26 protein-coding genes and 1 pseudogene are annotated in these 25,104 nt (G+C 58.3%); 4 read left to right on the top strand and 23 right to left on the bottom strand.

From position 1 onward, the window contains the following. Positions 1-15: 15 nt before the first annotated feature. Positions 16-1,278, bottom strand: coding sequence for an acetate/propionate family kinase (locus tag A8710_RS05960; RefSeq protein ID WP_068858648.1), 1,263 nt, complete (start codon positions 1,276-1,278; stop codon positions 16-18). 696 nt (positions 1,279-1,974) lie between these two features. Here A8710_RS05960 and A8710_RS05955 point away from each other — a divergent pair. Together A8710_RS05955 and A8710_RS05950 are read left to right on the top strand one after the other, a co-directional pair. After that, positions 1,975-2,217, top strand: a complete 243-nt coding sequence (locus A8710_RS05955) for a hypothetical protein (RefSeq protein WP_068858646.1) — start codon at positions 1,975-1,977, stop codon at positions 2,215-2,217. A 568-nt stretch (positions 2,218-2,785) separates the two neighbouring features. After that, complete coding sequence (locus A8710_RS05950) at positions 2,786-3,688, top strand: LysR family transcriptional regulator (RefSeq protein WP_068858644.1); 903 nt, start codon at positions 2,786-2,788, stop codon at positions 3,686-3,688. Between the two features lie 27 nt (positions 3,689-3,715). On the opposite strand, the pseudogene A8710_RS12515 reads toward A8710_RS05950, so the two are convergent. The 22 genes and pseudogenes from A8710_RS12515 to A8710_RS05845 form a co-directional block, all read right to left on the bottom strand. Further along, a pseudogene (locus tag A8710_RS12515) lies at positions 3,716-3,841 on the bottom strand (nucleotidyl transferase AbiEii/AbiGii toxin family protein); the annotation flags it as partial. A gap of 15 nt (positions 3,842-3,856) precedes the next feature. Beyond that, the gene (locus A8710_RS05945) at positions 3,857-4,621 is read right to left on the bottom strand and encodes a type IV toxin-antitoxin system AbiEi family antitoxin domain-containing protein (protein ID WP_068858642.1); all 765 of its coding nucleotides are present in this window, start codon (positions 4,619-4,621) and stop codon (positions 3,857-3,859) included. A gap of 220 nt (positions 4,622-4,841) precedes the next feature. Continuing rightward, positions 4,842-5,546: a hypothetical protein gene (locus A8710_RS05940; protein WP_198341628.1), complete on the bottom strand. Its 705-nt coding sequence runs from the start codon at positions 5,544-5,546 to the stop codon at positions 4,842-4,844. A 13-nt stretch (positions 5,547-5,559) separates the two neighbouring features. Continuing rightward, complete coding sequence (locus A8710_RS05935) at positions 5,560-6,150, bottom strand: hypothetical protein (protein ID WP_198341627.1); 591 nt, start codon at positions 6,148-6,150, stop codon at positions 5,560-5,562. Further along, positions 6,143-6,361 carry a DUF2274 domain-containing protein gene (locus A8710_RS05930; protein WP_068858636.1) on the bottom strand — a complete coding sequence of 73 codons (219 nt, stop codon included), beginning with the start codon at positions 6,359-6,361 and terminating at the stop codon, positions 6,143-6,145. Before A8710_RS05930 ends, A8710_RS05935 begins: the two co-directional genes overlap by 8 nt. Then, the gene (locus tag A8710_RS05925) at positions 6,358-7,653 is read right to left on the bottom strand and encodes a TrbI/VirB10 family protein (protein WP_068858634.1); all 1,296 of its coding nucleotides are present in this window, start codon (positions 7,651-7,653) and stop codon (positions 6,358-6,360) included. The genes A8710_RS05930 and A8710_RS05925 overlap by 4 nt, the downstream gene beginning before the upstream one ends. Next, positions 7,634-8,611: a P-type conjugative transfer protein TrbG gene (gene trbG, locus A8710_RS05920; protein ID WP_068858632.1), complete on the bottom strand. Its 978-nt coding sequence runs from the start codon at positions 8,609-8,611 to the stop codon at positions 7,634-7,636. Before trbG ends, A8710_RS05925 begins: the two co-directional genes overlap by 20 nt. Positions 8,612-8,621: 10 nt before the next feature. Continuing rightward, positions 8,622-9,329, bottom strand: coding sequence for a conjugal transfer protein TrbF (trbF, locus tag A8710_RS05915; protein WP_068858630.1), 708 nt, complete (start codon positions 9,327-9,329; stop codon positions 8,622-8,624). Between the two features lie 2 nt (positions 9,330-9,331). Beyond that, the gene (gene trbL, locus A8710_RS05910; protein ID WP_068858628.1) at positions 9,332-10,588 is read right to left on the bottom strand and encodes a P-type conjugative transfer protein TrbL; all 1,257 of its coding nucleotides are present in this window, start codon (positions 10,586-10,588) and stop codon (positions 9,332-9,334) included. Next, complete coding sequence (locus tag A8710_RS05905) at positions 10,581-10,850, bottom strand: EexN family lipoprotein (protein ID WP_068858626.1); 270 nt, start codon at positions 10,848-10,850, stop codon at positions 10,581-10,583. Before A8710_RS05905 ends, trbL begins: the two co-directional genes overlap by 8 nt. Before the next feature lie 13 nt (positions 10,851-10,863). Next, positions 10,864-11,586, bottom strand: a complete 723-nt coding sequence (trbJ, locus tag A8710_RS05900; protein ID WP_068858624.1) for a P-type conjugative transfer protein TrbJ — start codon at positions 11,584-11,586, stop codon at positions 10,864-10,866. After that, positions 11,583-14,009, bottom strand: a complete 2,427-nt coding sequence (gene trbE, locus A8710_RS05895) for a conjugal transfer protein TrbE (protein ID WP_068858622.1) — start codon at positions 14,007-14,009, stop codon at positions 11,583-11,585. Before trbE ends, trbJ begins: the two co-directional genes overlap by 4 nt. A 7-nt stretch (positions 14,010-14,016) precedes the next feature. Beyond that, positions 14,017-14,283 (bottom strand): VirB3 family type IV secretion system protein, encoded by a 267-nt coding sequence (locus tag A8710_RS05890; protein WP_068858621.1) that lies wholly within the window; start codon positions 14,281-14,283, stop codon positions 14,017-14,019. After that, positions 14,280-14,621 carry a TrbC/VirB2 family protein gene (locus A8710_RS05885; protein WP_068858619.1) on the bottom strand — a complete coding sequence of 114 codons (342 nt, stop codon included), beginning with the start codon at positions 14,619-14,621 and terminating at the stop codon, positions 14,280-14,282. Before A8710_RS05885 ends, A8710_RS05890 begins: the two co-directional genes overlap by 4 nt. Then, positions 14,618-15,547 (bottom strand): P-type conjugative transfer ATPase TrbB, encoded by a 930-nt coding sequence (gene trbB, locus A8710_RS05880; RefSeq protein WP_454557327.1) that lies wholly within the window; start codon positions 15,545-15,547, stop codon positions 14,618-14,620. Before trbB ends, A8710_RS05885 begins: the two co-directional genes overlap by 4 nt. 62 nt (positions 15,548-15,609) lie before the next feature. Next, positions 15,610-16,092: a CopG family transcriptional regulator gene (locus A8710_RS05875; RefSeq protein WP_068858615.1), complete on the bottom strand. Its 483-nt coding sequence runs from the start codon at positions 16,090-16,092 to the stop codon at positions 15,610-15,612. Then, positions 16,089-18,038 (bottom strand): conjugal transfer protein TraG, encoded by a 1,950-nt coding sequence (locus A8710_RS05870; RefSeq protein WP_068858614.1) that lies wholly within the window; start codon positions 18,036-18,038, stop codon positions 16,089-16,091. Before A8710_RS05870 ends, A8710_RS05875 begins: the two co-directional genes overlap by 4 nt. 243 nt (positions 18,039-18,281) lie before the next feature. Beyond that, complete coding sequence (locus tag A8710_RS05865; protein ID WP_068858612.1) at positions 18,282-18,773, bottom strand: DUF411 domain-containing protein; 492 nt, start codon at positions 18,771-18,773, stop codon at positions 18,282-18,284. Next, positions 18,770-19,357 (bottom strand): c-type cytochrome, encoded by a 588-nt coding sequence (locus A8710_RS05860; RefSeq protein ID WP_068858610.1) that lies wholly within the window; start codon positions 19,355-19,357, stop codon positions 18,770-18,772. The genes A8710_RS05865 and A8710_RS05860 overlap by 4 nt, the downstream gene beginning before the upstream one ends. A 15-nt stretch (positions 19,358-19,372) precedes the next feature. Then, entirely contained in the window at positions 19,373-20,830 is a 1,458-nt protein-coding gene (locus tag A8710_RS05855; protein WP_198341626.1) for a multicopper oxidase family protein, read from the bottom strand. Continuing rightward, complete coding sequence (locus A8710_RS05850) at positions 20,830-21,132, bottom strand: hypothetical protein (protein ID WP_068858608.1); 303 nt, start codon at positions 21,130-21,132, stop codon at positions 20,830-20,832. The genes A8710_RS05855 and A8710_RS05850 overlap by 1 nt, the downstream gene beginning before the upstream one ends. Positions 21,133-21,171: 39 nt before the next feature. Continuing rightward, positions 21,172-22,875, bottom strand: a complete 1,704-nt coding sequence (locus A8710_RS05845) for a TolC family protein (RefSeq protein ID WP_068858606.1) — start codon at positions 22,873-22,875, stop codon at positions 21,172-21,174. Between the two features lie 154 nt (positions 22,876-23,029). On the opposite strand from A8710_RS05845, the gene A8710_RS05840 reads away from it, so the two are divergent. Beyond that, positions 23,030-23,722 (top strand): heavy metal response regulator transcription factor, encoded by a 693-nt coding sequence (locus A8710_RS05840; RefSeq protein WP_068860622.1) that lies wholly within the window; start codon positions 23,030-23,032, stop codon positions 23,720-23,722. Next, the gene (locus tag A8710_RS05835) at positions 23,703-25,085 is read left to right on the top strand and encodes a heavy metal sensor histidine kinase (RefSeq protein WP_068858604.1); all 1,383 of its coding nucleotides are present in this window, start codon (positions 23,703-23,705) and stop codon (positions 25,083-25,085) included. The genes A8710_RS05840 and A8710_RS05835 overlap by 20 nt, the downstream gene beginning before the upstream one ends. The last annotated feature ends 19 nt before the right edge of the window (positions 25,086-25,104 follow it).

The following is a 25,104-nucleotide window of genomic DNA, read 5'->3' as shown; positions in this document are numbered from 1 at the left end:
CGGTCTCTCCTGCCGTCACTGGGGGGCTTGATCGACCCTATGACACGACTCAATCGATCGTCTGTGCGGCAGAGCACTCAGTTGGCGGTAAGTCGAGCGAGCAATCATGAGCTCCTCATTGGTGCGGATGACACGAACAGCAACCTGCCCGCCCTCTGCCGAAATCAGCGGGGCATGCATGGCATTCCTGTCCTGCTGCAATGCGATGCCGAGAAAATCCAAGCCTTCGCAGATTCGCGTCCGAATCCGTGCGGCGTTCTCGCCTATACCGCCGGAAAAGACCAAGGTGTTCAAACCTCCGAGTGCTGCGGCATAAGCACCGATACACTTCCTGACCTCATAGCAAAACAGAGACACAGCATCGGCAGCGGATGACTCAGTGTGCTCGCACGCCAGCAGGTCGCGAATATCTGAACTGATACCGGAGACACCGAGCAGGCCGGATTGGTGAGTCGTCATTGCGTGGAACTGCGCCGGGCTCATGCCCTCGGTGCACGACAAGAATATGGCTAGCCCAGGGTCAAGGTCGCCGGACCGGCTCCCCATGAGAATGCCCGAGGCCGGCGTGAAGCCCATGCTGGTGTCGATGCTGCGTCCATCGCGGATCGCCGCAAGACTGGCACCATTACCGAGATGCGCCAGGATCACGCGCCCACTCTGTGCCGCTGGGTCGCCCAGTCGGTGCAGCTCCTCCATCAGATACGCATAGGACAAGCCATGAAAGCCATAACGGCAAACACCCTTGTCCTGGTAACGCCGTGGAATGGGGAGCAGACGGGCAACACGCGGCATGTCGCGATGAAAGGCGGTATCGAAGCAGGCCACTTGGAGTACGCTCGGCAATCGCTCGGCAACGGTGTTAATCAAGGCTAATGCGCCCGGCATATGCTCAGGGTCATAGCCGCTGATGCGCTGCAGCTCCGCCAGCAAATCGGGAGTGATGCGCTCGGGCTCGCTGTGCGTCATGCCATGCACGACACGATGCCCCACCGCTCGCAACGATCCCGCCTCCGGCCGCTCTTCTAGCCAGTCGAGCAGCAAGATCGCCGCAGTGCGATGATCGGGAGCACTGAGCGCAATCTCATTCAGCTTCCCGCTCGCCTCGACACGCAGCCGAGTATCACTGAGACCAATCCGATCAATTTTTCCGTGCAGTATTCTGTGCAGTGCCGCATCCGCGTCATAAACAGCGAAGCGAATGCTGGAGGAGCCACCATTGATCGCCAATAGGGTTGGCTTGGCTGCACACTCGTCGCCCGCCTGCTCGAAGCATTCCACGATAGGTCTCCAGAGGTACCTGTACCTTGGCAAGACTGGGCATTCGAAGAGGGTCTGACGGTGCGTTAACGCACAAATACAACGGGGAAAAATGATGGCTTAAAAACAAAAAACCCTTGATTTTATCAATAATCAAGGGTTTTCAATTTGGAGGAGAAGGAGGGATTCACTAGCTATTTAAAATCAAAAGCTTGAGATAATTTTTTGATGAAATGCCGCCAAATATGCCTACATCTATGGCTTACTTAAACCACGAATATTTTCGGGTGTGACACAACACACACGCATATCAGAAGTACATCAAACTTCCCTCAGAAGCTACGAGGTCTTGCAGAGGCTCTTCTCAGCATCGAAATACTCGTCAAACCCACCGTTCATCAACACTATATAGTTTAAAAAATTTAAAAAAACACTAGATATAGTGTTTTAGCGAAAAATAGCTTGCTTTTTAATCGATAAACACCCGACACTTATTGCTGTCCATAAGGACAGTCGTGTGCTCTGTTCATGGGGCGGTAGGAATGAATGACCCGTGGTGAGGTCAAAGCAAAGCACATGACGGCTGGAGATCGGTATTGCGGAGCCGCCAGCCATGTTTCAACTGATCGGAGCTCCACCCGATCTGACATCAGGTAGCAACGCTACCCTCTTAGGTTTGCAGATGAATCCAGATCTGTATGATTGGAGAGTTTTATCATGCCCCAAAAAACCAGCTCCCCCGAGCTGACTTCAAAGGCTGCAGCTACGCTGCGTGACCCCAGTGCCTCTGCGATCAAGAAAACGCTCGCAGGCTCTGTTATGTCACAAGCCAACTCAGCAAATCAAACTGGCAAGGAAATGGAGGCGATAGCCTCCTCCGTGCTGCGTAGTGAAAAGTACAGCGCCGAAACGAAGGCATTTGCCGGGTCTTTGGTGTCGCAATCCAACAAGGCTCGATAAGGAGGTACAGATGGATCATTACTATGCAAACCTAAACGCACAGTATAACGGCGACCACGAGGTTCATAAGTCCAGCTGCACCAGACTGCCATTGCCTGTGAACCGGTTATACATTGGCATTTATGCCACATGCCGTGAAGCTGTATCTGCAGCCAAGCTTAAGAACCCTCGGGCAGATGGCTGCTACTACTGCTCACCAACCTGTCACACACGATGAGTAAGGGGTCAGGGGGCATCACAGCCCCCTGACTAGATGATTGTGATCGTTCTGTAGTGATCAACTAATTTCCGGTACTTTTTTGATTTTTCTTACGCAATCACAGGCCTAAACCAATCCCGGTGGATCTTTTAAGACCCGACAAAAAGGCGCACTAAAACACCAAAGGTCTTAATCACTGACCGAGAACCAATAAATCATCTCTCCGTTACTAATAAACCACGCACAAGTTACACAAAGCCAGCAAATCAACCAAACAAAAGTCAATAAGATGGATTTAAGCAAAAAAGTCATACATTACAAATACATGACATTACTTGATAAGTAATCCAAGGATCGGAGGCATTGCTGATGGAATTGCGCCACCTACGCTACTTTATTGCCGTTGCTGAAGAGCTGCATTTTCAACGCGCCGCAAAACGACTGCACATCGAGCAGTCACCCTTATCGCGCGCTATCAAAGACCTCGAAAATCACCTGGGCGTCAGGCTTCTCGAACGCACCACACGCTGTACAACCATCACAAAAGCAGGGCAAGTCTTCCTAGCCGAGTCCCGCCGAATACTGGCTGCCGTTGAACAAGCAAAATCAGCCATCAAGTCTGCTTCGCTGGGCTACAACCAGCAGCTGCGTATAGCCATCACCGACGGTGTGCCCCAGCATCGTGTCAGTACCTTGATTAGCAAGCTTCGCCAGCACAATCACGAGCTGGATGTGCGCCTGTATGAAATGACACAGAACAAGCTGCAAGAAGCCATTCACAGTCACGAAATTGACTTGGGCCTTGCATTAGTTGCCCCCGATGATCCTGACATTGAATCAGCGCCACTGTGGCACGACGGACTTTGCGCACTGCTACCTGATCATCACTCGTTGGCACGAAGCAATGATTTCACAATCGCCGAGTTGAGCAGCTATCCACTGATTCTGCCGGCTGCGAAGGGTGTGAACTCAGTTCATACGCAAATTCATCGTTTGGTCAGACAGACCAACAAGCATGTAAATGTTGTCCAGCTCACGGATAGCATCAACTTGATGATTACTCTGGTCGCATCAGGTCTCGGCATCGGATTTGCCTCTATGGCACAGCTCAGCGGACATGGCCAAGATGATGTCGTGATCAAGCCATTGACAGGACACTCCCCGGTTATCACGACTTACATGCTGCACCATGCGCAAGAAATCCCTCTCGCGGTTCTGCCGTTCATGAAATTGCTGGAAGACGACATACCCGCACTGCCTAAGCTCGCCTAGCCAGAGGCCAGACGATCAATCACTCAATCAGAGCCAGAACAGCGCCTTCAGCTGCGCCGATTGATGATGGAAATCATCCGGTCGCTTGCTTTGGAATGTCTGAAAATTAGCGAGCTTCCAGCGAAGTGCTGGTAGCTCCTCGGCATGCGAACAGTATCGGCATAGAATTTATCCAAGGGGCTTCAAACTCATCAAATTGCCGTCCTTGAGACGGGTGACCCAGCGACTGCTGCTACCGACAGGTATCGAATACACCGATAACAAGGCATCCACATCCAACAGCTCAGTTTCCCGTGCCCAGGTCAGGAACAAACGCACTGTCTTCACACTGGTACAGCAACTCAGCAATTGCCCCATAACTGCTATTCGAGGGCTCCTGAGGCTCTCGAACAATGCCATCGCCTCCTCCACATCTTGCTTGGTGCCGACATCATGCAGCAGCTCCAGCACAGCACGCTCCGGCACGGAGACGACCAGTTCTTTAGTAACACCCGGTGGAGTATGCAAAGTTTTTGCTTCAAGGCTTTCCTGCTGTGACCAGTCGAAAAGCCGAGCACCGACATATCGCGCGGGATAGCGCTGTGTGAACCATTCCGGCATCCTGTAGAGACGAGAGTCTCCCCACAACACTAGCGTTTCACGTAGTGCCAGGTTGTGGCGAACGCCTTGCAGCGCAAGCGCTGACTTGCCCGCGACATGCAAGCCGGGCACACGACGTTGCAACAGCTTGAGGCCGCCATGTGTTGTCCAGTCATCTCCGGCGAAGGCATACACGCCTTGCCCCAGACGCACCAGCCAACCGCTCTCGGCATACTTGGCCGCAAGCACTGCGCTGATCTCCAGCGCTTTAAGCCCAGCCAGATCGAATGGCTCACCGCGTGGCATGGTGACCTGCAGCGTTTTGATTAGATTTTTTCGTAAATTTATAGTCATTGGCTAAAAATAGCACTCTATCTAATCATTTCGAACTGGTTGATGCTGTGCCGTAGAGGATTCGCGAAAGCGCTGCCGTACCCGTCACATCTCTATGAGGCGCTTCCAGCGCAATCTAGGAGTTAGTGAGAACGCCGATGGAATCACGGCACTTAATCAATTTTTCGCCTATATCGGAGGTCTACATACGCACAAGACATCCCGGATATCGTGCAGCCGTTTATAGAGCTGTTGGCGGTTTGGCCTGATTTGCCAAAAATGCCATGGCGGGCCCCGCCAATGCCTGAAGTCGGCTTTTAACAACAGGCAAGCGATTCTCTTCGAGAATATGGCCTGGCAATGCCTGCATAAAGGCATCATTTTTCATCAGCTTGAACAGCTCAACTTTCAGATAACTCTGTAGTTCAGCAGAAGCTGCAGCACATTCAGTCAGAATCTCCGGCCGCCCCTCAATCACGGCGATAATGTCCTCCAGATCGTGACTCCCTAGGTAATCTCCCTGCCCGCGCCCGTGAAAAGCTTCCAACTTGGTGGCGATAAAGCATGGTGCCGTTATGACCTTAATCTTGATATCACCATCAAGCTCCATGGTCTCGGCGGTTGATGCGGCCAAGGCATACCAACGATTGCTAAACCCCAGAATGCTCTCATCAGTCGGCATGACATCAAGCTGCCATCCTCCTGAAATCCAGCGACACATCGGCGCGCCTTCAGAGCGGTCCTCACTGAACCCACGCTGCCGCAGCAGCTCGCTCAATCGGTAGTAATCGGTATGCGACTCAATGACCGCTATAACATCGACATCTTGAGTCGGGCGTACTGTTGGCGCACCGGGATCGGTGATCAGCAACCCTGCTGTCACGCCGCCAACAAAGACAAGCTGCTCAGTCAGGTCGCCCAGCTGAAGGGCTACTTGGCGCATCATTTCGCGATTCGGATCAGGCCGCATGCAATTCACCTTTCAAATGTTTGTGCATCAACTCAGCTGCCAATTTGCGCTCGCGGGCACGGCCACCACGTAGAGCATCTGCCAGTGCCAACAGCTCGTGCAGCTTGATATCGCGACGGGCAGCTTCTGGCGCTGATCGATATAACGGCGAGAACGACAAGCCACGAATCACGCCTTCAGGATCTGGCCATACCGGTGGCAGATCATCCTCAGCAAACAGTGCTGACAAGCCGGGGCCGGCATGGGCAGTTGGCATGCCTCTGACCACAGAGCCCAGCTCCGGCACAAAGACATAGCGCAGGCCGTGAACTAGAAACTCTTCCAGCGCGGCCCTGACCGGACGCCCTTCTGCCAGCAAGCCGGCTGCCTTCAGGCGACGATCCGCCGCATGAACCTCTGACACGCTCATGGCCAGCTGCCAGGATCGATCCTGATAGGTCGAAGTTGCCGGTGGCTTGAGCATCGCACCGAGCACAACCATGACATCTTGTGGCTTGAGGTTCATTTCTTTATTCCATATTCGCAAATCGCGAACAAAGAATAGCAGAATTCCATCTATGTAGACAAATGCGCTATTCACGCTTGCTCTTGGCCTGCCGAAAGCCTCGATCCCGCGCCATGAAGGCCTCCAGCATGTGCGGGACTAAGGCTGTCGCATCGACGGTCTCGCCCCAGGTCTGGCTATGCAGCTTCGCATAGCGATCCAGCTGTGCTTTCAGCTCCACCGTCAGCGAGATGGTGAGCTTCAAGGTTTCTGTCTTAGGCAGCGGCCCGAGTCTCAGTGCAGTCATTGCGGCATCCCCTTGTTGAAAAACAACGGCTGATAGGGTTTGAGCACCAGATCCTTGTTGACCATGACACGCATCACAAAACCCGGCCGGATCGTCAGCGTGGGCTGGATGCTCAAGTTGCGGCGCGTCAGCTCCTGACCGACCGTATTGATGGATTCTTGGATGCTTTCACGGGTAGCCACGACGACTCGGCCATCTGCGCCACTGGTATCTGGTGCAGCCAACTCGGCTCCGACACCCAGCAGCGTGGAAAGTGCTACGCCAGACAGAATCCGATCCCAGTGCCAGTCCACGCCGTCATCAAGTCCGGCATAGCCGGCGAGATCAACGCCGGGCAAGCGATCGAGCGAGATTGACGAGGTATCCGGCAGGATGACGCGCTGCCAAACCAGCAGCACCCGGCGCTGACCGAAGGCCACTTTGCTGTCATAGCGACCGATCAGGCGTGAGCCTTGCGGAATCAGCAGATAACGGCCGGTGGCCGTGTCGTAGACCGGCTCGGTGACGGAAGCGATGATCTGGCCCGGCAAATCAGAGTTAATGCCAGTGATCAGCGCCGCTGGAATTAGCGTTCCTGCCATGACCTGATACGGCGATACCGGCTTTTCCAGATTTCCGGTATTACGCTTTTCCGTATCTCCGGCTCGCTCAGTGAAGGTCTGTTTTTGGTCCTGCATGTTCTGAGTAGCGGTGGGATCGGCTTGCTGCGTGCCGCCACTCAGCTGTGCCGACAGTGCATCGAAGGGGCCGGCTGAGTTTGCAGTGGCTGATGATGCTGCGGCAGAAGCGACAGCACTTCCCTGCCCGGCCTGACTACTCCGAAAGAATACCGAGGACTTCGCCACTTCTTCCTGACTGCGACCATACTGGCCGTTGGCCATCGCCGGTGAGCCTCCCTGATAGGTCGGAGTGTAGGTGCCGGCGCGATGGGCATCGAGCATCGGCTTGGCCAAATCGCCCGGCAACGGATCGCCCAACGGCGGCGCACCGGGTGGTAAACCGTTGAGCTGCTGGGGCATCTGGTTGTAGTCCTGCGGCAAGGCATCAATGGTTTCTGCGCGAGCCACGCGCTCGACATTGTGCAGCTCCGGGCCTTGCTCGGAGGTTTTGCGCTGCACCGGCTGCAGCGACCATGCTGTGACACCGAGCAAGACCAGCGAGACGGTGCCAGCACCGGCCATGAGCACCTTGCGATTGAGTCGCGTCACCGGGCGCGGTTGGGCGCGCAGCGCCAGACTCTCGGGATCAACTTTCGGTGGCAGGCTAGCGGGATCAATCGTGGCTGTCGTCATGGCGACCTCCCTTCAAATCGTTACGGGCAATCCGGACGGCTTGCGCTTTATCGCCACCAAGGCGCAGCTCAGCGGTACCAAACAGGCGATCCACGATGTAGTACGGCGCGCGATAGCGATAGTTCACCAGTTGGCCATCGCCCTGCGGGCCAACCACGAACAGCGGCGGCAGTTCACCTTGAGCGATGCGAGCCGGGAACTGGATGTAGACATGCTCGCCATCATCGAAGGCACGCACCGGCCGCCAAGCTGGCTTGTCGCCTGAGATCTCGTAACGAAAGCGCAGCTGCTCCAGCGATAGACCTTGCGCGACCGGCGCTTTGGCATCGGCAATGCTGGCCTGTTTCTGCAACGCCAGCATGCGGTCCTTGGGATACTCCCACGAGGCCGATGCCATCCAGGCTTTCTCGGTGGCGGTCAGCTCTAGCAGGTAGGTACGGCGACTGGTGGTGATGACCAGATTGGTTCGGATACCACTGCGCGTGGGTTTGACCAGAATGTTCACGCGTTGGGTCGCACCAGCACCGCTGGTGGTGTCACCGACGATCCAGCGGACTGTGTCGCCGGCCGAGACCGTCACCAGTTCTTCGCCCGCTTGCAGGGCAATCACGGTGACGCGGCCGGGGCTGGTGAAGAGCTGATAGAGCGCGCCATCGGCATAGGGCCAGACCTGAATCGCATTTATGTAGCCCTCCTGCGAGGGAATAACACGAGCTTCCTGATTGGCGCGCGCCACACGCGACTTGGCATCAAGCGGTTCCTTGATGCCTTCTTTGCCTTCTACCGGGAGACGCTTGAGCTGGTTCGGCAGTGGTAACAGCTTGGGCACCTCTACGACCTGAATGGGTTTAGGGATCTCCGGCAAAGGCTCAGCCTGCACAGCATCATCTAAGGAAACGGGTGGCTGACTGGCACAGCCGGCCAGCAGCAGAACAGCAAACGCAGTGGATCGCTTCATGGTGTGACTCCTAGCGAGGGGTAGCGGTGTCGACCGAGCCCAATTCGCGGCTCCAGCTCAACCCGTTGATGTAGATGCCGAGGGGATTTTTACGCAGGCGCGCTTCGTCACGCGGCGGTTGCTGCACGATGGACAGCACCGCCGTCCAACGCTCCTGCCCGGTGGGCGTACCGCTGTCGTAGTGGCGCTCGATCCAACGCACTTGGAACGAGTTGTCGCTAGCGCGGACAACACTGGTTACTTCCACAGAGACGGATTTGCGCCCGACCTGTGCGAACGGGTCGTTCACACGGGCAAATTCATTGAGCGTGGCCGCGCCTTTGTCGGTGGTGTAGTCGTAGGCCTGCAGCCAGTTTTGACGCACCACAATCGGGTCGATGGCCAGCGAGCGGACATTGCTGATGAAGTGGGCCAGATGAAAGGCAATCTGGGCATCCGCCGGCTTATAAGGCGTGAGGGCTTCACCGATGGCGCGCACCTGCCCAGTCTTATCCACTTCGACCACATAGGGCGTTACCAGCGACTGGCCGGATCGCCACGCCAGTGCGCCGGCCATGATCAGGCTCAGTGATAGGCAGCCAAAGGCCATCAGTCGCCAGTTTTGCGCTTGCACGCGGGCTGCGCCGAGGCGTTGATCCCAGACCTGCCCGGCTGCCTGATAAGGCGTAACAGGTTCGGGGGTTTCCGAGTAGCGCACTTGGGCGCGTTTGAATCGCATGGTCATTTCTCCGAGTCGTCACGCAAGCTGGGGCTAGCACCGCTACCGCCGTGATCGGCCGAGCGCATGACATGGGCTGTGGTGGAAACACCTTGGGTGATGCGTTGATTGCGCTGCAGTCGTTGCGCCCATTCGGGCGACCTACCTGCGCTTTGTGGTCCGTCTGAAGCGGAACTGGTATCGGATGAACCCACGGCACTGCGCACTCCGCGTTGCACCGAAGCAGCGCCTGAGCGGGCGACATTGGCCATTCCTGCTGCCGCTCCACGCCAACCCCCATCGGTGGTGGCGGCACCCGCGCTGTAAGCATCGCGAGCACCATCGGCCATGGAGCTGGCTGATTTCACCGCAGAGCCACCGACTGATCCGGCTAGCTTGGCACCGCCCATGGCGGCGGCTCCGGCACCAACAGCAATCCCGGTTGCGCCCAGCGCTGCACCGGCAGCAGCACCTGCACCGAGTTGCGGCGCTCCAGCAATCAGGCCACTGGCGATACCCGGTCCGAAGATGCCGAGTGCAAACAGTGAAAGCGAAGCCAGCATGATGGCCAAGGCTTCATCAATGGATAGCTCCGCACCTTGCGGCGCTTGAAACTCACCAAAGATCGTCGAGCCGATGCCGATGATCACGGCCAGCACCAGTACCTTGATGCCGGATGAGACGACATTGCCGAGCACCCGCTCGGCCAGAAAGGCCGTCTTGTTCCAGAGCGCAAAAGGCACCAGCACAAAACCCGCCAAGGTGGTCAGCTTGAACTCGATCAGCGTGACGAACAGCTGCACAGCGAGCACGAAGAAACTGATGATGACGATGACCCACGCGAAGAACATCACCGCGATGGTGTCGATATTCATGAAGAAGTCGGGGAACCCGGAGAGCTGTTTGATGTGGGCCATGATCGGCCGGCCAGCATCGATGCCGACCTCGGCCAAGCGACCGGGCTGCAGCAGCTGGGCTTGCGTCATGTTGCTGCCAGACGCCACCAACCCCAGACCCGAGAACGAGTTGAAAATGATCCCGGCCAAGCTGTTGAAGTTGCCGATGATGAAGGCGAAGGCACCGACATAGAGGATCTTCTTGAGCAGCTTGCTTAACACCTCATCGCCGCCCATAGCCCAGAACAATCCAGCCAGCGTCATGTCGATGACGATCAAGGTGGCACTGAGCCAGGCCACCTCGCCACCCAACAGACCAAAGCCTGAGTCGATGTAGCGCGAGAAGACATCGAGGAAGCGATCAATGACCCCGATGTCATTCATGGCGAACTCCGCCACCCGGCGTGTATCGCGTCTTGCCATCGCCCCAGAAGCGGCGATGCTGCGCTTCGCTGACGATCACGCAGACACGCTCATCCAGCGTGTCACGCTCCAATCGGCACTTTTGCTGAAGCGCTTTCAATTCGTCAGGGTGAGCCACGAGATACTCCACCGTGATATCCGGTGCCGGCTGGCTGCAGCCAACCAGCCCGAGAGCCCCCGACATGAAAAGAGACAGGCACAACGCAAGATGGCGGGTCGTCATGATCCGACGCTCCTTAGTGGCTGTAGAAGTTCACGGCGAACGGCGTGTAGCGCGTGCTGTCGCTGTGAAAGCGCTGACGAACCTCACGAGCGCGCTCTTCAGCGGCCACCGTGCGGGCCTGCTCAAGTGCGGCTGCCCGCCCCTGGGTGATTTGTAGCTGCTGCGCCTGAATCGACTGTCGTGCCTGCAAAGCGAGCAGCTGATTAGTCGCTTGTGTGGCTTGCAAGCTGCCGACGGCACCCTGGCTCTGCGCCACCAAGTCGGTTAGCACCGTTTCGTCCGCTGCAAAGTTTTGCGCGGCCTGCGCCTGCATTTGCATGGAGGTGCGCAAGGCTTGCAGGGAGTTGCTCCAGCGCTCGCGCGAGTCAGCGGCCATACGGCTGCCCGAGACTGTGCCGGCATAGGCTTCGGGGTAGAGACGCGCAAAGGTGCTGTCCGCCTGCGAGACCTCGTAGGCCAGCCCTTGCGCCTGCTGGATCAAGCGATTGGTGGTCGCCAGCGTCGACTGCAAGCGGCCGCTGGCGTTGTAGTTCAGGCCACGCAGGTTCTTGGCATCGTTGCTCAGCATCTGCGCCTCGTTCTGCAGCTGCCGAATCTGGTTGTTGACCTGCTCCAGCGTGCGAACCGCTGTCAGCAGGTTTTGCGAGAAATTGCTGGGATCAAAGACCACAATGGCGGATGCCTGTTGCGACAGGCCCAAGGCGATCACGAGGGATAACGCGAGACGAGTTTTCATGAGGATTTCTCCGGGTGGCGGGGATAGCGGGCCAACAGGTCTGCGGCCCAGGTCAGCCCGGCATGACGCAGCCAGGCCAAGGCAAAATCGGCGGGATCGATGACGCCTTGGAAGGCGTTCATGGTTTTTTGGTGTTGGGGACTCGAAGCACCAGCAAAGGCCAGCGTGACCGGGCCGAGGCCCAGCTCGAAGACGCGATTGCCAAGACGGGATTGGTAGTAGTACTCGCGCTTGGGCTCCGCCCGCGCAATCAACTGAATCTGGCGCGCATTGAGGCCAAAGCCTTCGTAGATCTCCCGCAGCTGCGGCTCCACCGCCTGTGGGTTAGGCAGAAAGATGCGACTCGGACAGCTTTCAATGATGGCCGGAGCGATGGTGGAGCGCTGAATGTCGGCCAGTGACTGCGTGGCAAAGATCACCGAGACATTGCGCTTGCGCAGGGTCTTGAGCCATTCACGGATACGACCGGCGAAAGCCGGATCATCCAGAAACACCCACGCCTCATCGAGGATCAGCAGTGTCGGCTGACCATCGAAGCGCTCCTCCAATCGCTTGAAGAGATAACTCAGCACCGGCAGCACGGCGGTCGGGCTGTGCATCAGCTCTTCCATCTCGAAGCACTGCACATCCGACAGCGCGAGCCGGTCGGCGTCGGCATCCAGCAGACGGCCGAAGGGGCCACCCAAGGTGTACGGCTGCAAAGCCTGACGCAGGGGATTGGATTGCAGCAGCACCAGCAAGCCGGTCAGCGTGCGCTGCTCCAACGGCGCACTGGCGAGACTACCCAGCGCCGACCACAGCGAATCTTTGACCTCGGGCGTGACCACCACACCTTCATGCAAAAGCAGTCCGGCCAGCCACTCGGCGGCCCAGCTGCGCATGTTGTCTTCATCAATGCGTGCCAGTGGCTGGAAGGCAATCGCGCCCTCCTGTCCCAGGTCGTAGTGATCACCGCCGAGGCCCAGCACGGTGGCACGAGCCGATCCGCCCTTGTCGAAGACGAACAGGCGTGATCCGGGATAGCGCCGAAACTGCAGCATGAGTGTCGCCAGCAATACCGACTTTCCCATGCCGGTCGGCCCCACCACCAGCGTGTGGCCAACATCGCCGACATGCGTGACCAGCCGGAACGGCGTCGCGCCATCGGTGCGCGTCACGATCAACGGCGGCGCATCGAGATGCTCATTGCGCTCAGGACCGGCCCAGACCGCTGAGATCGGCAACAGGTGGGCCAGATTGAGTGTCGAAATTAGCGGCTGCCGGACATTGGCGTAGGCATGACCGGGCAATGACGATAACCACGCATCCACGGAATTCAGGGTTTCCGTAATGGTGACAAAGCCCCTGCCCTGAATCGCGCGCTCGATGGCGCGGATCTTCTCATCCGCTGCAACCGGGTCGGCATCCATGACCACCACCGTGGCGGTGACATAGCCGAAGGCGACTTCATCGCTGCCCAGCTCCTGCAAGGCTGCATCGGCGTCTGCCGCCTTGTTGTCAGCATCCGAATCCACCAGCGGACTCTCTTGCTGAAAGACGGATTCCCGTAAAAGCGTGAGTACGCCCTTACGCTTGGCAAACCACTGCCGGCGCAGGCGAACCAATTCGCTTTCCGCCTGCGACTTATCGAGGCAAAGAAAGCGCGTGCTCCAGCGATAGGCAAAGCCCAGTCGGTTCAGGTCATCGAGCAGACCGGGCCAAGTCGATGTCGGGAAGCCGCGTACCGAGATGATACGCAGATGCTGATCGCCCAATCGCGGGGCCAGCCCACCGGCCAAGGGCTCGTCAGCCAACAAGGCATCCAGATAGAACGGCACTTCAGGCACCGCCACCGAATGCTGGCGTGTCGAGACCGTGCGATGCAGGTAACTCAGTGTCTGGCTGTCATCCAGCCAGTCCAGCTCCGGCATGACGCCATCGAGCAGGTTGTAGAAACGCTCCGCTTCCGATTGAAAGGACGCCAACTGCTCACGCCAGTCCACGCCTTGCGTGTGACTGTGCTCATAGAGCAATCGAGCCGCTTTCGCGCGCGACTCTTCCGGCGGCAGATAGCACAGCGTGAAGTGATAGCGACTCTCGAAGTGGCTGCCCGCCTCCTCGAAGGCGGCACGGCGCTCTTCATCGACCAGCCAGGACAAGGCATCCGGGAAGTCCGATTGCGGATAACCAGCAGCAGCCTGCCGCTCGGCATCGACAAACAATGCCCAGCCCGAGCCCAACCGACGCAGCGCATTGTTGAGCCGTGCCGTTGTGGCGACCAGCTCGCTCTCGGTAGCACTGTCGAGGTCCGGCCCACGAAAGCGTGCCGTGCGTTGAAAGGAGCCATCCTTGTTGAGCACCACACCGGGTGCGACCAAGCCTGCCCACGGCAGCCAATCGGCCAACTGGGCAGGACGCTTTCTGAACTCGGCAAGATTGATCATGGCGACCTCAGACATCGAGCAGGTTTTTGTGTTTGAGGTGGCGCGCAAACACTTCCATGAACTGCGCGTCTTGCTTGGCTCCCCACACCGCGAGCGTGTGCCCGGCCAGCCACAAGGCCAGACCCGGCAACCACAGCTGTAGTCCCAGTCCTACAGCGGCCGCCAAGGTGCCGTTGACCACGGCCACCGTGCGCGGCGCACCGCCGAGCAGAATGGGTTCGGTCAGTGACCGATGCAGGGGCACTTCAAAGCCTTGAGCGATGGGCAGTGTCATGACACCACCGCCCCGCCCGAGAAGCTGAAAAAGGCCAAGAAGAACGACGAGGCAGCAAAGGCAATCGAGAGGCCGAAGACGATCTGGATCAGCTTGCGAAAGCCGCCGCTGTTATCGCCAAAGGCCAGCGCCAAACCGGTCACGATGATGACGATGACCGCCATGATGCGAGCCACCGGCCCTTGTACCGAGTCGAGCACCGATTGCAGCGGCCCCTCCCACGGCATGTTGGAACCGGCGGCATGCGCCTGGGCGGCCAGCATCAGGTTAAGCGCCAGCAAGCCGGCAGACTGGTAAAGGCGTAAAAACGGGTTTACTGAAACGCGTGGATGCGTCATGTCGGATCTCCGGATTCAAGGGAAACAGCGGTCAACGAGTAGCTGTGAGCATCAAAGCCAGTGACGCAGGCGATCTCCTGCACGCGGCGTTCTCGGCCACGTCCGGCAATGAAGACGATGACGTTGACCGCTTCAGCGATCAGCGCACGAGGTGGCGTGAGTGCCACTTCGAGAATGAGTTGTTCGAGGCGGGTCAGCGCGCCCATGGCGGAGCCGGCATGGATGGTGGCGACACCACCGGGATGACCCGTGCCCCAGGCCTTGAGCAGGTCCAGTGCTTCAGAGCCTCGGACCTCACCGATGACGATGCGATCCGGGCGCAGGCGCAGTGTCGAGCGCACCAGCTCGCTCATCGAGACCACACCGGGGCGTGTGCGCAGCGGCACATGGTCTTCAGCGGAGCACTGCAGCTCCATCGTGTCTTCGAGAATGATCACGCGATCACCCGTGACTGCCATTTCGGCCAGCAAGGCATTGGCCATGGTGGTCTTACCGGAGCTGGTGCCACCGGCAATCAGGATATTCAGCCGGCCTCGCACGGCCTTCTTGAGAAAGTCAGCTTGATGCGCGGTGAGGATGTTGTCGGTGACATAGTGATCCAGCCGAATCACGCCCATGGCGCGTTTACGAATCGCGAAGGCCGGGGCTTTTACCACCGGAGGCAACACGCCCTCAAAGCGCTCGCCGGTCTCTGGCAATTCCGCCGAGAGAATCGGCGCACCGACATGCACTTCGGCGCGGACATGCGCCGCGACCAAACGGATGATGCGTTCGGCATCGGCTGGGGTCATCGAGATGCCCACGGGGGCACGGCCAGAGCCGAGCTTGTCGAGCCAGAGTGAGCCATCGGGGTTTAGCAGAACCTCAACGACCTCGGGGTCTTCCAAGGCCTGCGTGATGATCGGCCCCATGGCCGTGCGCAGCATGCGGATGCGCCGCTCAATCGCGGTGGTTTCCAGCGTGACTGGAATGACAAAGGCTGGGCTGTTCATATCAGCCCACCGTCATCCGGTGTGCTCGTGGCCGGTGCAGCCGGATCGTCCATCGCAAAGAACTGGCCGGCATCCGGAAAGACCTCTTCCTGGATGTCTTTCACCAGACTGCGACCCCGCATCAGGTTGCGGCCCAGCTGCTCGATGAACTGCTGAAAGCGTAACCGGCCTTGAGCACGCGCGGCCTCCTGCTGTGCCTCGGGCACCGGCGCACTGACGGTCAGGAAGTAACGGATGTAGAGCGCCAATGTCTCGATTAGGATGTTCTGATCACGCTCCAGCTTGTCGAACTGGTTCGACAGTCGATCCAGCCGTTTAGCGAACGCCGCCTCACGACGGTCAGCCGCATCCGGCGACAGGAACGAGGCCAAGGCAGCGGCAATGATGGAGGATTTGGACAAGCCCTTGAGCGCAGCCAATTCCTCCAGCCGGCGGGCGTGATCGGTTTCGATGAAGATGTTCAGGCGAGCGCGGCTCATAGCGAGATTCCGTCATTGGGGTCGAGGGCAGCCATGCGCGCCGTGCGCAAGGCCTTCAAAGCAGCTGGGCGTGACGCGGTAGCAGATGAGTCGTCATCGAGCAGACCGACATCGGTGCTGACGCGCGGTGTCAGGGCTGGCAGGTCACTGCCTGCGGGCAAGCCAGAGGACAGCAAGGCACTGCTCTGATCAGCGAAGAGCGCAAGCTGACCGGACCAGTCGTTCGGTCGTGCGGCTGGCGAGTCGGTAAAGCCGCTCTCCGTCAGCACGGGCGGTGGCAGCACACGGCCTGTGAAGTTGGCGTCGGCGTAGTAGCGGATCTTCTTGGCTTGGATCGGCGGATGGCCGGAGACCATCACCACTTGATCATCCGGCGGCAGCTGCATGACTTCGCCCGGCGTCATCAAGGGGCGTGCTGTTTCCTGACGCGAGACCATGAGATGCCCGAGCCACGGGGCAAGTCGGTGGCCGGCGTAGTTGCGCTGTGCTTTCAGCTCAGTGGCGGTACCTAATGCTTCCGAGATGCGCTTGGCGGTGCGCTCGTCGTTAGTGGCAAAGGCAATGCGGACATGACAGTTATCGAGGATGGCGTGATTGGGGCCGTAGGCTTTGTCGATCTGGTTTAGCGATTGCGCAATCAAAAAGGCACGCAGGCCATAGCCCGCCATGAAGGCCAGCGCACTCTCGAAGAAGTCGAGCCGGCCCAACGCGGGGAATTCATCGAGCATAAGCAGCAGCTTGTGCTTACGCTCGATGCCGTCACTGCCATCGAGCGACTCGGTGAGGCGCCGGCCAATCTGATTCAGCAGGAGACGGATCAGCGGCTTGGTGCGGCTGATGTCGGACGGCGGCACGACCAAATACAGCGACACCGGATGCTCAGCGCTGATCAGATCGGCAATACGCCAATCACAGCGCGAAGTGACTTCGGCCACCGTCGGATCACGGTACAGCCCCAGAAAGCTCATGGCCGTGGACAGCACGCCAGAGCGCTCGTTCTCGCTCTTATTCAGCACTTCGCGTGCGGCTGATGCCACCACCGGATGCACGACCTCGCCCAGGTGCCGTGTGGTCATCATCAGATGCAGTGCCACATCGAAAGAGCGTGCCGGGTCAGACAGAAAGTTGGCGACACCGCGCAGCGTCTTGTCGCTGCCGGCATAGAGCACATGGAGGATGGCTCCGACCAGCAAAGCATGGCTGGTCTTCTCCCAGTGGTTGCGCTTCTCCAGCGCACCTTCGGGGTCTACAAGAATGTCGGCGATGTTCTGCACATCGCGCACTTCATGGGCACCGCGACGGACTTCCAGAAGCGGGTTGTAAGCAGCTGACCGAGCATCAGTAGGGTTGAACAGAACGCAATGCGAGAAACGTGAGCGCCAGCCAGCGGTCAGGCTCCAATTCTCGCCTTTGATATCGTGGATGACGGCGGAGCCCGGCCAGGTCAGCAGGGTCGGCACGACGAGGCCAACGCCTTTGCCAGAGCGCGTCGGCGCGAAGGCCATGACATGCTCCGGACCTTCGTGACGCAGGTAGCTGGACTCCAGCTTGCCCAGAAACACGCCGGCCGAACCGGTCAACCCGGCTTGCTCAATCTCAGGCTCAGTGGCCCAGCGTGCTGATCCATAGGTAGTGACCAGTTGAGACTGACGACTGCGCCAAACAGATGCAGAAATGGCGAAGCCAACAGCGACCAGACTGCTGCCAGCGGCAATCAGGCCGCCGGTCAGGAAGACATGCGGGGCATAGACATCGAAGAAGTACCACCAGTGGAACAGCTGCCACGGGTAGTAGATCGGGGTATCAGCGAGGAAGAACCATGGCAGACCGAGCTGGGTCTGATAGGCCAGTGCAATGGCGACATACTGTGTCGCGCCCCAAGTCCCCAGCAGCACAATGCCGAGGACCAGCAGCACCTGACCAACCAGCACACCGGACGCCTGCATGGCGACCTCCCGAAGCTCGCGAACCAGCACGCGGAGCTGCGTGCTGTTCGTCGAGAGTCGGTGTCGGAGTGGTGCTGGTCAAAGACCGTTGAGGTCTATATCCAGACAACCTAGGTCAACAGGTATGCCTTGAGAAGTTACGCCATTACAATAGCTTGATCAGCGACTGCGCCGTCATTGATGGCGTGAAGTCGCTTTCCTTTCCTGACACCTGAGCCCGCTCAAGAATCGGTGACCTATCGCTCACTCGCCATGCTGAGCATAAGTTGTGGCCACTTCACCGCTGAAGAGCAGAGTCTCGTACGGCATGCGTTTATCCCCCACTTCCATACCCGGTGAACCTACCGGCATACCGGGCACTGCCAGCCCCTGAGCCTTAGGCTTCTCTTGTAGCAGTCGCTTGATGTCCGCCGCAGCGACATGCCCTTCGATCAGGTAACCACCGACCGTGGCAGTATGACAGGACGCCAGGCGCGCCGGGATGCCCAAGCGCGACTTAACGGCATTCATTTCCTCTTCATCGCGGACCTCGACAGCAAAGCCTTCAGCCTTGAGGTGGTCAACCCACTTGCCACAGCATCCGCAGGTCGGGCTTTTGTGAACCACGATGGTATTAGCCGCCGCTTGGGCTATTGGCTGGGGAGCATTGTCAGAAAGCAGACTGAGAGCACCCAAACCGCCAATGATCAAGACCAGCAGGCCGATGGCCCAGAATGTGTTGTGTGATCGACTCATGGTGTCATGCCGTCCTCGGTATGCTTCGCGTGACCACTCACGGGCTCCGCGCGGGCCGTCAAAATCTGATACTGGGTCTCGTCAAGCTGCGGCAGCTTTTGCAGAAAAGCGACCATGGCCCAGATCCTCGCATCATCATGGGTTTTGCCCCAGGCCGGCATGCCGGAGGCCTTGATGCCGTGCTTGATGATCCAGAACTGGCGGGCAGCACTGACTGCTGCATCGCCATGATCATCACCGCCATGGCCATGCTCAGCGGTGCCCTTCGCCAGATTAGGCGGTCGTGGATACAAACCCATGGCCATGTCAGAGCTTTTCACACCGGGCTTGAGATGGCAGCCCGCGCACATGTCATTGTAATCCGCGCCCCCACTGAGCAGCATCTGAGCATCATCAAGAAGTGGTACGGCAATGTCTTTGCTGCGCACCGCTATCGACCGTTCACGCAATGTCTCCAGCGCCCAATAGACCGGCTTGGTGTGTTCGTCATCCGCCCCCATGGAGTAGATGCCGGAGTAGAGAAAGCCCAGCCCTGCAAGCGCACCCAGCGCGCCCAGCCCCAACAGGATCTTCATCGTTTTCATGAGTCAACTCCTGCTTTAACCACCATGACTTGAATGATCCATGCCCGGCATGTCGGGCATGGTGTTCGGCGTAGCCGCTGGCTTGTCGGCAGTTGTGCCATAAGGATTACGGCGAACCGGCTCACCGAAGTCGGGGCTCTTGCTGACACGCCGGGCAATCTTGTCCTTGGGGTAGCGATACCAGCCGGGATCGGTGAAGTCGTTGCTTGGTTGGTTATCGCGGACCTTGACTATGGTGAACATGCCACCCATTTCGATGGGACCGAACTGACCTTCGCCCGCCATCATCGGCAGTGTGTTCTCTGGCCCCTTCAGGCCCATGGCGACATGACCACTGTGCTCGCTCATGCCATTGCGCCCCATCGCGCCATAGCCCGGTAACATTTTGCGAATCTCAGCCTCGACACCGGACTGATCGACTCCGGCTGGGTTGGGAATCCCATGACCCATCGGGCCCATGGTGTGGTGAGCCATGTGGCAATGCAGCGCCCAATCACCCGGCTCTGTGGCCACAAACTCGATGTCGCGCATCTGGCCCACACCAACAATTTCAGTCACTTCTCTGCGCCATTGGGCTTTCGGCCAGCGCCCCGCATCAGTGCCGGTGACCCAGAAAGGGTTGCTGTGCAGATGGATAGGATGATTCCACATCGACAAGTTGCCGATACGAATGCGCATGCGCTCGCCAGTACGCATGACCAGAGGATCAATCGCCGGAAAAACCTTGCTGTTGAAGGACCAAAGGTCGAAATCCTGCATCACGGAAGGATCTGGCCGATAAGTGCCTGGGTGCATCGCCCAGTTGTGCAGCAAGAAAGCGTAGTCCCGATCAATGGGAACTTCTTCTCCAGCTTTGGGATGGATGATGAACAGTCCCATCATGCCGAAAGCCATTTGGGTCATTTCATCCGCATGTGGGTGGTACATGTGGGTGCCGTGCTGCTTGAGTGTGAACTCGTAGACAAAGGTCTCTCCGGCCCTGATCGGTGGCTGATTCAGACCCGATACCCCGTCATAGCCAGCCGGCAGATCAATCCCATGCCAATGCACGCTGGTCGGTTCGCCCAGCCGGTTGGTCACGAAGATCCGGACACGATCACCTTCAACAACCTCCAGCGTCGGTCCTGGTGTGGTGCCGTTATAACCCCAGCACTTGGCACGCGAGCCCGGCGCGAACTCGTGTTCGATCTCTTCAGCAACCAGATGGAACTCTTTGACCCCGCCGTTCATCTTGTAGGGCAGCGTCCAGCCATTGAGGGTGCGTACCGGCAGATAACCCTGGGCATGCCGCTTGGCTTTGGCCGCGACTGGGCTCGGCGTTGCCGGCATGCTGGCCATGCTCATGCCAGACATCCCCTCCATGCTGGACATGTCATGACTCATGGGCTGGGCCGAGGCATTGCGAGCAGCCCCTGCCAGCAGGCCGACACCGCCCACACCCGCCCATTGCAGCAAATCTCGTCGAGAAATCATTAGTGGCCTCCGTGCTCCGGCATTGTCATGTCATTGCCCATGCCGGGCATCTTGCTGTGATCCATGGGTGCAGCTTTGTCGTCGGCTGGCTTCTGAGTAGGCATGCATTTCATGTGCATCGCCTTCATGACTGGGTCATTCATGTCCATCTTTGCCATGTCCATTTTGGCCATCGAGGCGCAGTCTGGGCCAGCTTTGTTGGCAGCCGCTTGTGCAGCATGCATGGCGGGGTCATGAGCAAAGACGCTCTGGGTGGCCAGCAGTAGGCCAGCAATCAGTGTGGTACGGGTTGAGATATTCAAGATGTAGCTCCTTGGCGCTCAGTTATCGTGAGTGACGTTTCAATGACCTTGGTGAGGCGATGTGGTGGGCGTTGTTTCAGGTGCAGGTGCTGGGGTTGATTCCATAGCGCCCATGTCCGTCATGCTGCCGTGACTCATGCCACTCATACTGTTCATGTCATGGCCAGTCGTAACAGGCGGCTTCGGCGGCGTGGAAGCACCATGTTGACTGTGATCCATGCCTTCCATGCTCATGCCCTCCATCGCCGACATGTTGTGACCCGCATGGCCCGCGCCTGTAGGGGGGTCTTCCGGCAGCACAACTGGACTTATGCTGAGCGCTCCGATACGAACGTCGCTGGGCAATGCGCCACCGACGGCCCTGGCCAATCCCACACGCGCCTGCCAGTAATCACGCAAGGTCGCCAGATAGCCCTCATAAGCGCTGTATTCCTCACGCTTGGCCAACAGCAGCTCGAATTGCCCCACGATCATGTAGTTCTGCAGTTCCTGTGTCCGAGCCACGATGGCCTCGCGCTGCGGAATGAGCCCGCGCTGGTGGCGCAAGACACGGCTTCGGGCAGAAACCATACGGGCATAAGCGTTGGAGATACCGTTGGCGACCTCGCCTTCCAGCAAGGCAACAGTGGCCTTGGCTTGCTCCTGCAAAGCCTCTGCGCGTAAAACACCACTGCCGGACTTGCCAAAGATCGGCAGCTCAAAAGCCACCGTCGGCCCGAGAGAGCGGGAGTGATCAAAGTCACGCTCGCCCTCGATGCCAATCTCCAGAAAAGGCACCCAGCGCAAAGCTCTGGCCAGCCCCAGAGCATCCTTTGAGCGCTCGACCCGCATGCGCTCGACGACCAGATCGAGGCGCTGCTTCAAACCGAGATCGATGAGCTCCTGTGGTGCCGACTCATCAGCCACCGGCAACGGAAGGCGCGCCTCCAGATGCCATGATGTGTTGGTGGACAGACCCATCAAGGTATTTAGTGACACCCGAGCCGACTCCGCCTCAGCCTGCGCAGCTTCCTGATCCAGCTCGGCCTGCTCAGCCGCCGCCTGTTCGCGCGCCAGCTCCAAGGCATTGATGTTTCCTGCGTCATGAAAGCGCTTAGCCAGCTCGGCCGATGCTCGCGCGGCCCTGGCAATCACGGTACGCATCTGGCCGATCTGGGCACTGCCAACCGCCTCGAAATAAGCCTGGTTCACATCAGCCGCCAGGCTTTGCAGCGCAAAGGCTGCTTCTGCCTGTCGATTGATCATCTCAGCCTTGGCCAAGCGACCACGGCTGCGAATGAAAAGCAGGTCAGTGAAGTTCTGCGCTAAGCCATAACCCAGCCGCGTGGCATCGCCGCTAACATCGGAACGCAGCGCAGAGAACAACAGCACAGGATTGGAGAGCCTACTGGCCTCCACCCAGTCCGCCTGATTCAGACCGAGGCGTGCATACTCCAGGCGTACCTTGGGATTGCGCAGCAAGGCGACACCAACCGCCCGTTCAGCCGTCAACGGCTGTGACAGCAGGCTGTCCACCTGCTGATTCAGATCAGCATCCGAAACATGAATACTCGTTGGCCTAGCAGCCAGTGCAGGATCACGCGCCTTGACCAGCGCATTGACGCTGGACAAACCACGATCTGCTGGCAGCGAAGCGCAGCCAGCCAACACCAACACCGCCACCAGCGGCAACAGGCGCATGCCAGAGTGGCTTGATAGAACCTTGGCAGCGGTAGGTGTCTGAGTAGACATGAACAGCGGCATGCGTGACCTCATCAACAGCGATTTGATGAGTGCATCATGCGGTGGGCTTCGGGACGCCAACCTGACCCCAAAATTACATTTTTGTCAGCATTACTTAATCTTCAGCAAACCCGCTATTGTTCGTTTGAAATACAGCAAGCATGAGAGGCTGGATGTGAAGATCCTGCTGGTGGAAGACGAAGCCAAGACAGGCGAGTACCTGAGAAAGGGCCTGAGCGAAGCCGGCTACAGCACGGACTGGGTCACCGATGGCCTGACTGGGCATCATCAGGCGCTGGTTGGCGACTATGATCTGGTTATCCTCGATGTCATGTTGCCTGAAATCACCGGCTGGCAAGTGCTGGCCGGTATCCGTAAGGCTGGGTTGTCGATGCCGGTACTTTTCCTGACAGCACGCGACCAGGTAGAGGATCGTGTCAAAGGTCTTGAGCTAGGTGCCGACGACTATCTCGTCAAACCCTTTGCGTTTGCCGAGCTGTTAGCCCGTGTGCGTACCCTGCTGCGCCGTGGGCGCTCGCGTGATACCGACACACTCAAGGTCGCCGATCTGGAGCTGGACCTGCTGCGCCGTCGTGCCATTCGTGCTGGTCGCCGCATTGACCTTACCGCCAAGGAATTCGCGCTGCTGGAATTGCTGATGCGCCGCCAAGGCGAGGTGCTACCGCGTTCGCTGATCGCTTCTCAGGTCTGGGACATGAACTTCGAGAGCGACACCAATGTGGTCGAAGTCGCCATCAAGCGACTGCGCACCAAAGTTGATACCGGCTTTGACACCAAGCTGATCAACACACTACGCGGCATGGGTTATGTCATGGAGGAAAAGACAAATGATACGCCTACTGCCTGACTCCATTACCGCACGCACCAGCATGCTCTTCACGCTGCTGGCTGCGCTGGTTTTTTCGGTGATGGGGCTGGTGATTCAAGCTTCGATTAATCGCCACTTCGTCGAGCAGGATAAAACCGTTATCACTGGCAAACTGGAGCTCATCAATAACATCCTCCAAAACGCGACAGCGACCGACAATACAACACGCATCCAGCGGCAACTGAGCAGTGCGCTGGTGGGCCATCACGATTTGGTGGTGCGAGTTCAGAACAGCGCAGGTCAGGACGTTTTCATGGCAGGGCATGATCGCTTGCCAGATGCCGCCATGATGACCGCGACAGGCTCTCTTGCTCTGCGCTCATGGTCAGATGGCACCATAGCGTACCGATTGGTAGTGACCGACATTTTGATGTCGGACGGAAAACCGGAATGGCGCGTCGGCATCGCCATCAACACGCTGCACCATGCAAAGTTTCTCGCGGCCTTTGAACGCGAGCTGCTACTCATTGGCTCTGGGGGTCTGTTGTGCATGGCCTTGTTCGGCTGGGTAGCCATTCGGCGTGGCTTAAGGCCTGTACAGAAAATGGCTGTTGTTGCTGAAAGTATTTCTGCTCAGCGGCTGCACAACCGGCTCGCCATCGAGACCATCCCTATCGAGCTGGAGTCACTGGCTCGTGCATTCAACGCTATGCTGGATCGGCTGAGTGACTCCCTAGAGCGACTGTCAGCTTTTTCATCCGACCTAGCTCATGAACTGCGGACACCCGTCAACAATCTGATGACGCAAACTCAGGTGCTGCTCTCCAAGCCCCGAGAAAATGATGACTACCGTGAGGTTCTGTATTCCAACCTGGAAGAGTTCGAGCGCTTGGCGCGCATGATCAGTGACATGCTGTTCCTAGCCAAAGCTGACAATGGCCTGATCATTCCACACCGTGAAACCGTGCAGCTGGCCAGCGAAATCACGGCCGTGCTGGATTTCTACGAGGCACTTGCCGCTGACAAATCGCTTACTCTGAACACCAGTGGGCAAGCACTGGTTATGGGTGATGCCCTGATGCTGCGTCGGGTGATCAGTAATTTGGTGTCTAACGCCGTGCGTCACGCCTACCCGGAAACTGTCATCCATGTGGCTGTCTCCACACAGGGAAACGAAGCCTGCCTCACCGTCCAGAATGTGGGAGACACCATTCCCGAGCAGCATCTGCCACATCTTTTCGAGCGTTTCTATCGAGCGGATGGCGCGCGCCAGCGCACAGAAGAAGGGGTCGGACTCGGGCTGGCCATCACACGCTCAATCGTATTTACTCATCAAGGCAAGATTAAGGTCAGCTCTCAGCACGGAATGACGCAATTCACGATAACGCTGCCACTGGCCTGACCCTGGCTGCTAGATACGC

The sequence above is a fragment of the Perlucidibaca aquatica genome, assembly GCF_001676655.1.
Classification (GTDB): domain Bacteria; phylum Pseudomonadota; class Gammaproteobacteria; order Pseudomonadales; family Moraxellaceae; genus Perlucidibaca; species Perlucidibaca aquatica.
The sequence above is the reverse complement of the archived record's forward strand: the minus strand, read 5'-3'. Positions and strand labels throughout refer to the sequence as shown.

Excerpts from the sequence above, each read along its gene's own strand:
- trbJ (WP_068858624.1), bottom strand. The coding sequence starts at position 11,586 with ATGAAAACTCGTCTCGCGTTATCCCTCGTGATCGCCTTGGGCCTGTCG.
- A8710_RS05875 (WP_068858615.1), bottom strand. The coding sequence starts at position 16,092 with ATGAGCCGCGCTCGCCTGAACATCTTCATCGAAACCGATCACGCCCGC.
- A8710_RS05955 (WP_068858646.1), top strand. The coding sequence starts at position 1,975 with ATGCCCCAAAAAACCAGCTCCCCCGAGCTGACTTCAAAGGCTGCAGCT.
- A8710_RS05925 (WP_068858634.1), bottom strand. The coding sequence starts at position 7,653 with ATGACGACAGCCACGATTGATCCCGCTAGCCTGCCACCGAAAGTTGAT.
- A8710_RS05835 (WP_068858604.1), top strand. The coding sequence starts at position 23,703 with ATGATACGCCTACTGCCTGACTCCATTACCGCACGCACCAGCATGCTC.
- trbF (WP_068858630.1), bottom strand. The coding sequence starts at position 9,329 with ATGCGATTCAAACGCGCCCAAGTGCGCTACTCGGAAACCCCCGAACCT.
- A8710_RS05945 (WP_068858642.1), bottom strand. The coding sequence starts at position 4,621 with ATGACTATAAATTTACGAAAAAATCTAATCAAAACGCTGCAGGTCACC.
- A8710_RS05890 (WP_068858621.1), bottom strand. The coding sequence starts at position 14,283 with ATGACACTGCCCATCGCTCAAGGCTTTGAAGTGCCCCTGCATCGGTCA.
- trbG (WP_068858632.1), bottom strand. The coding sequence starts at position 8,611 with ATGAAGCGATCCACTGCGTTTGCTGTTCTGCTGCTGGCCGGCTGTGCC.
- A8710_RS05865 (WP_068858612.1), bottom strand. The coding sequence starts at position 18,773 with ATGAGTCGATCACACAACACATTCTGGGCCATCGGCCTGCTGGTCTTG.
- A8710_RS05950 (WP_068858644.1), top strand. The coding sequence starts at position 2,786 with ATGGAATTGCGCCACCTACGCTACTTTATTGCCGTTGCTGAAGAGCTG.
- A8710_RS05885 (WP_068858619.1), bottom strand. The coding sequence starts at position 14,621 with ATGACGCATCCACGCGTTTCAGTAAACCCGTTTTTACGCCTTTACCAG.
- A8710_RS05905 (WP_068858626.1), bottom strand. The coding sequence starts at position 10,850 with ATGACGACCCGCCATCTTGCGTTGTGCCTGTCTCTTTTCATGTCGGGG.
- A8710_RS05940 (WP_198341628.1), bottom strand. The coding sequence starts at position 5,546 with ATGATGCGCCAAGTAGCCCTTCAGCTGGGCGACCTGACTGAGCAGCTT.
- A8710_RS05860 (WP_068858610.1), bottom strand. The coding sequence starts at position 19,357 with ATGAAAACGATGAAGATCCTGTTGGGGCTGGGCGCGCTGGGTGCGCTT.
- trbE (WP_068858622.1), bottom strand. The coding sequence starts at position 14,009 with ATGATCAATCTTGCCGAGTTCAGAAAGCGTCCTGCCCAGTTGGCCGAT.
- A8710_RS05870 (WP_068858614.1), bottom strand. The coding sequence starts at position 18,038 with ATGCAGGCGTCCGGTGTGCTGGTTGGTCAGGTGCTGCTGGTCCTCGGC.
- A8710_RS05855 (WP_198341626.1), bottom strand. The coding sequence starts at position 20,830 with ATGATTTCTCGACGAGATTTGCTGCAATGGGCGGGTGTGGGCGGTGTC.
- A8710_RS05845 (WP_068858606.1), bottom strand. The coding sequence starts at position 22,875 with ATGCCGCTGTTCATGTCTACTCAGACACCTACCGCTGCCAAGGTTCTA.
- trbB (WP_454557327.1), bottom strand. The coding sequence starts at position 15,547 with ATGCTGCGCACGGCCATGGGGCCGATCATCACGCAGGCCTTGGAAGAC.
- A8710_RS05930 (WP_068858636.1), bottom strand. The coding sequence starts at position 6,361 with ATGACTGCACTGAGACTCGGGCCGCTGCCTAAGACAGAAACCTTGAAG.
- trbL (WP_068858628.1), bottom strand. The coding sequence starts at position 10,588 with ATGAATGACATCGGGGTCATTGATCGCTTCCTCGATGTCTTCTCGCGC.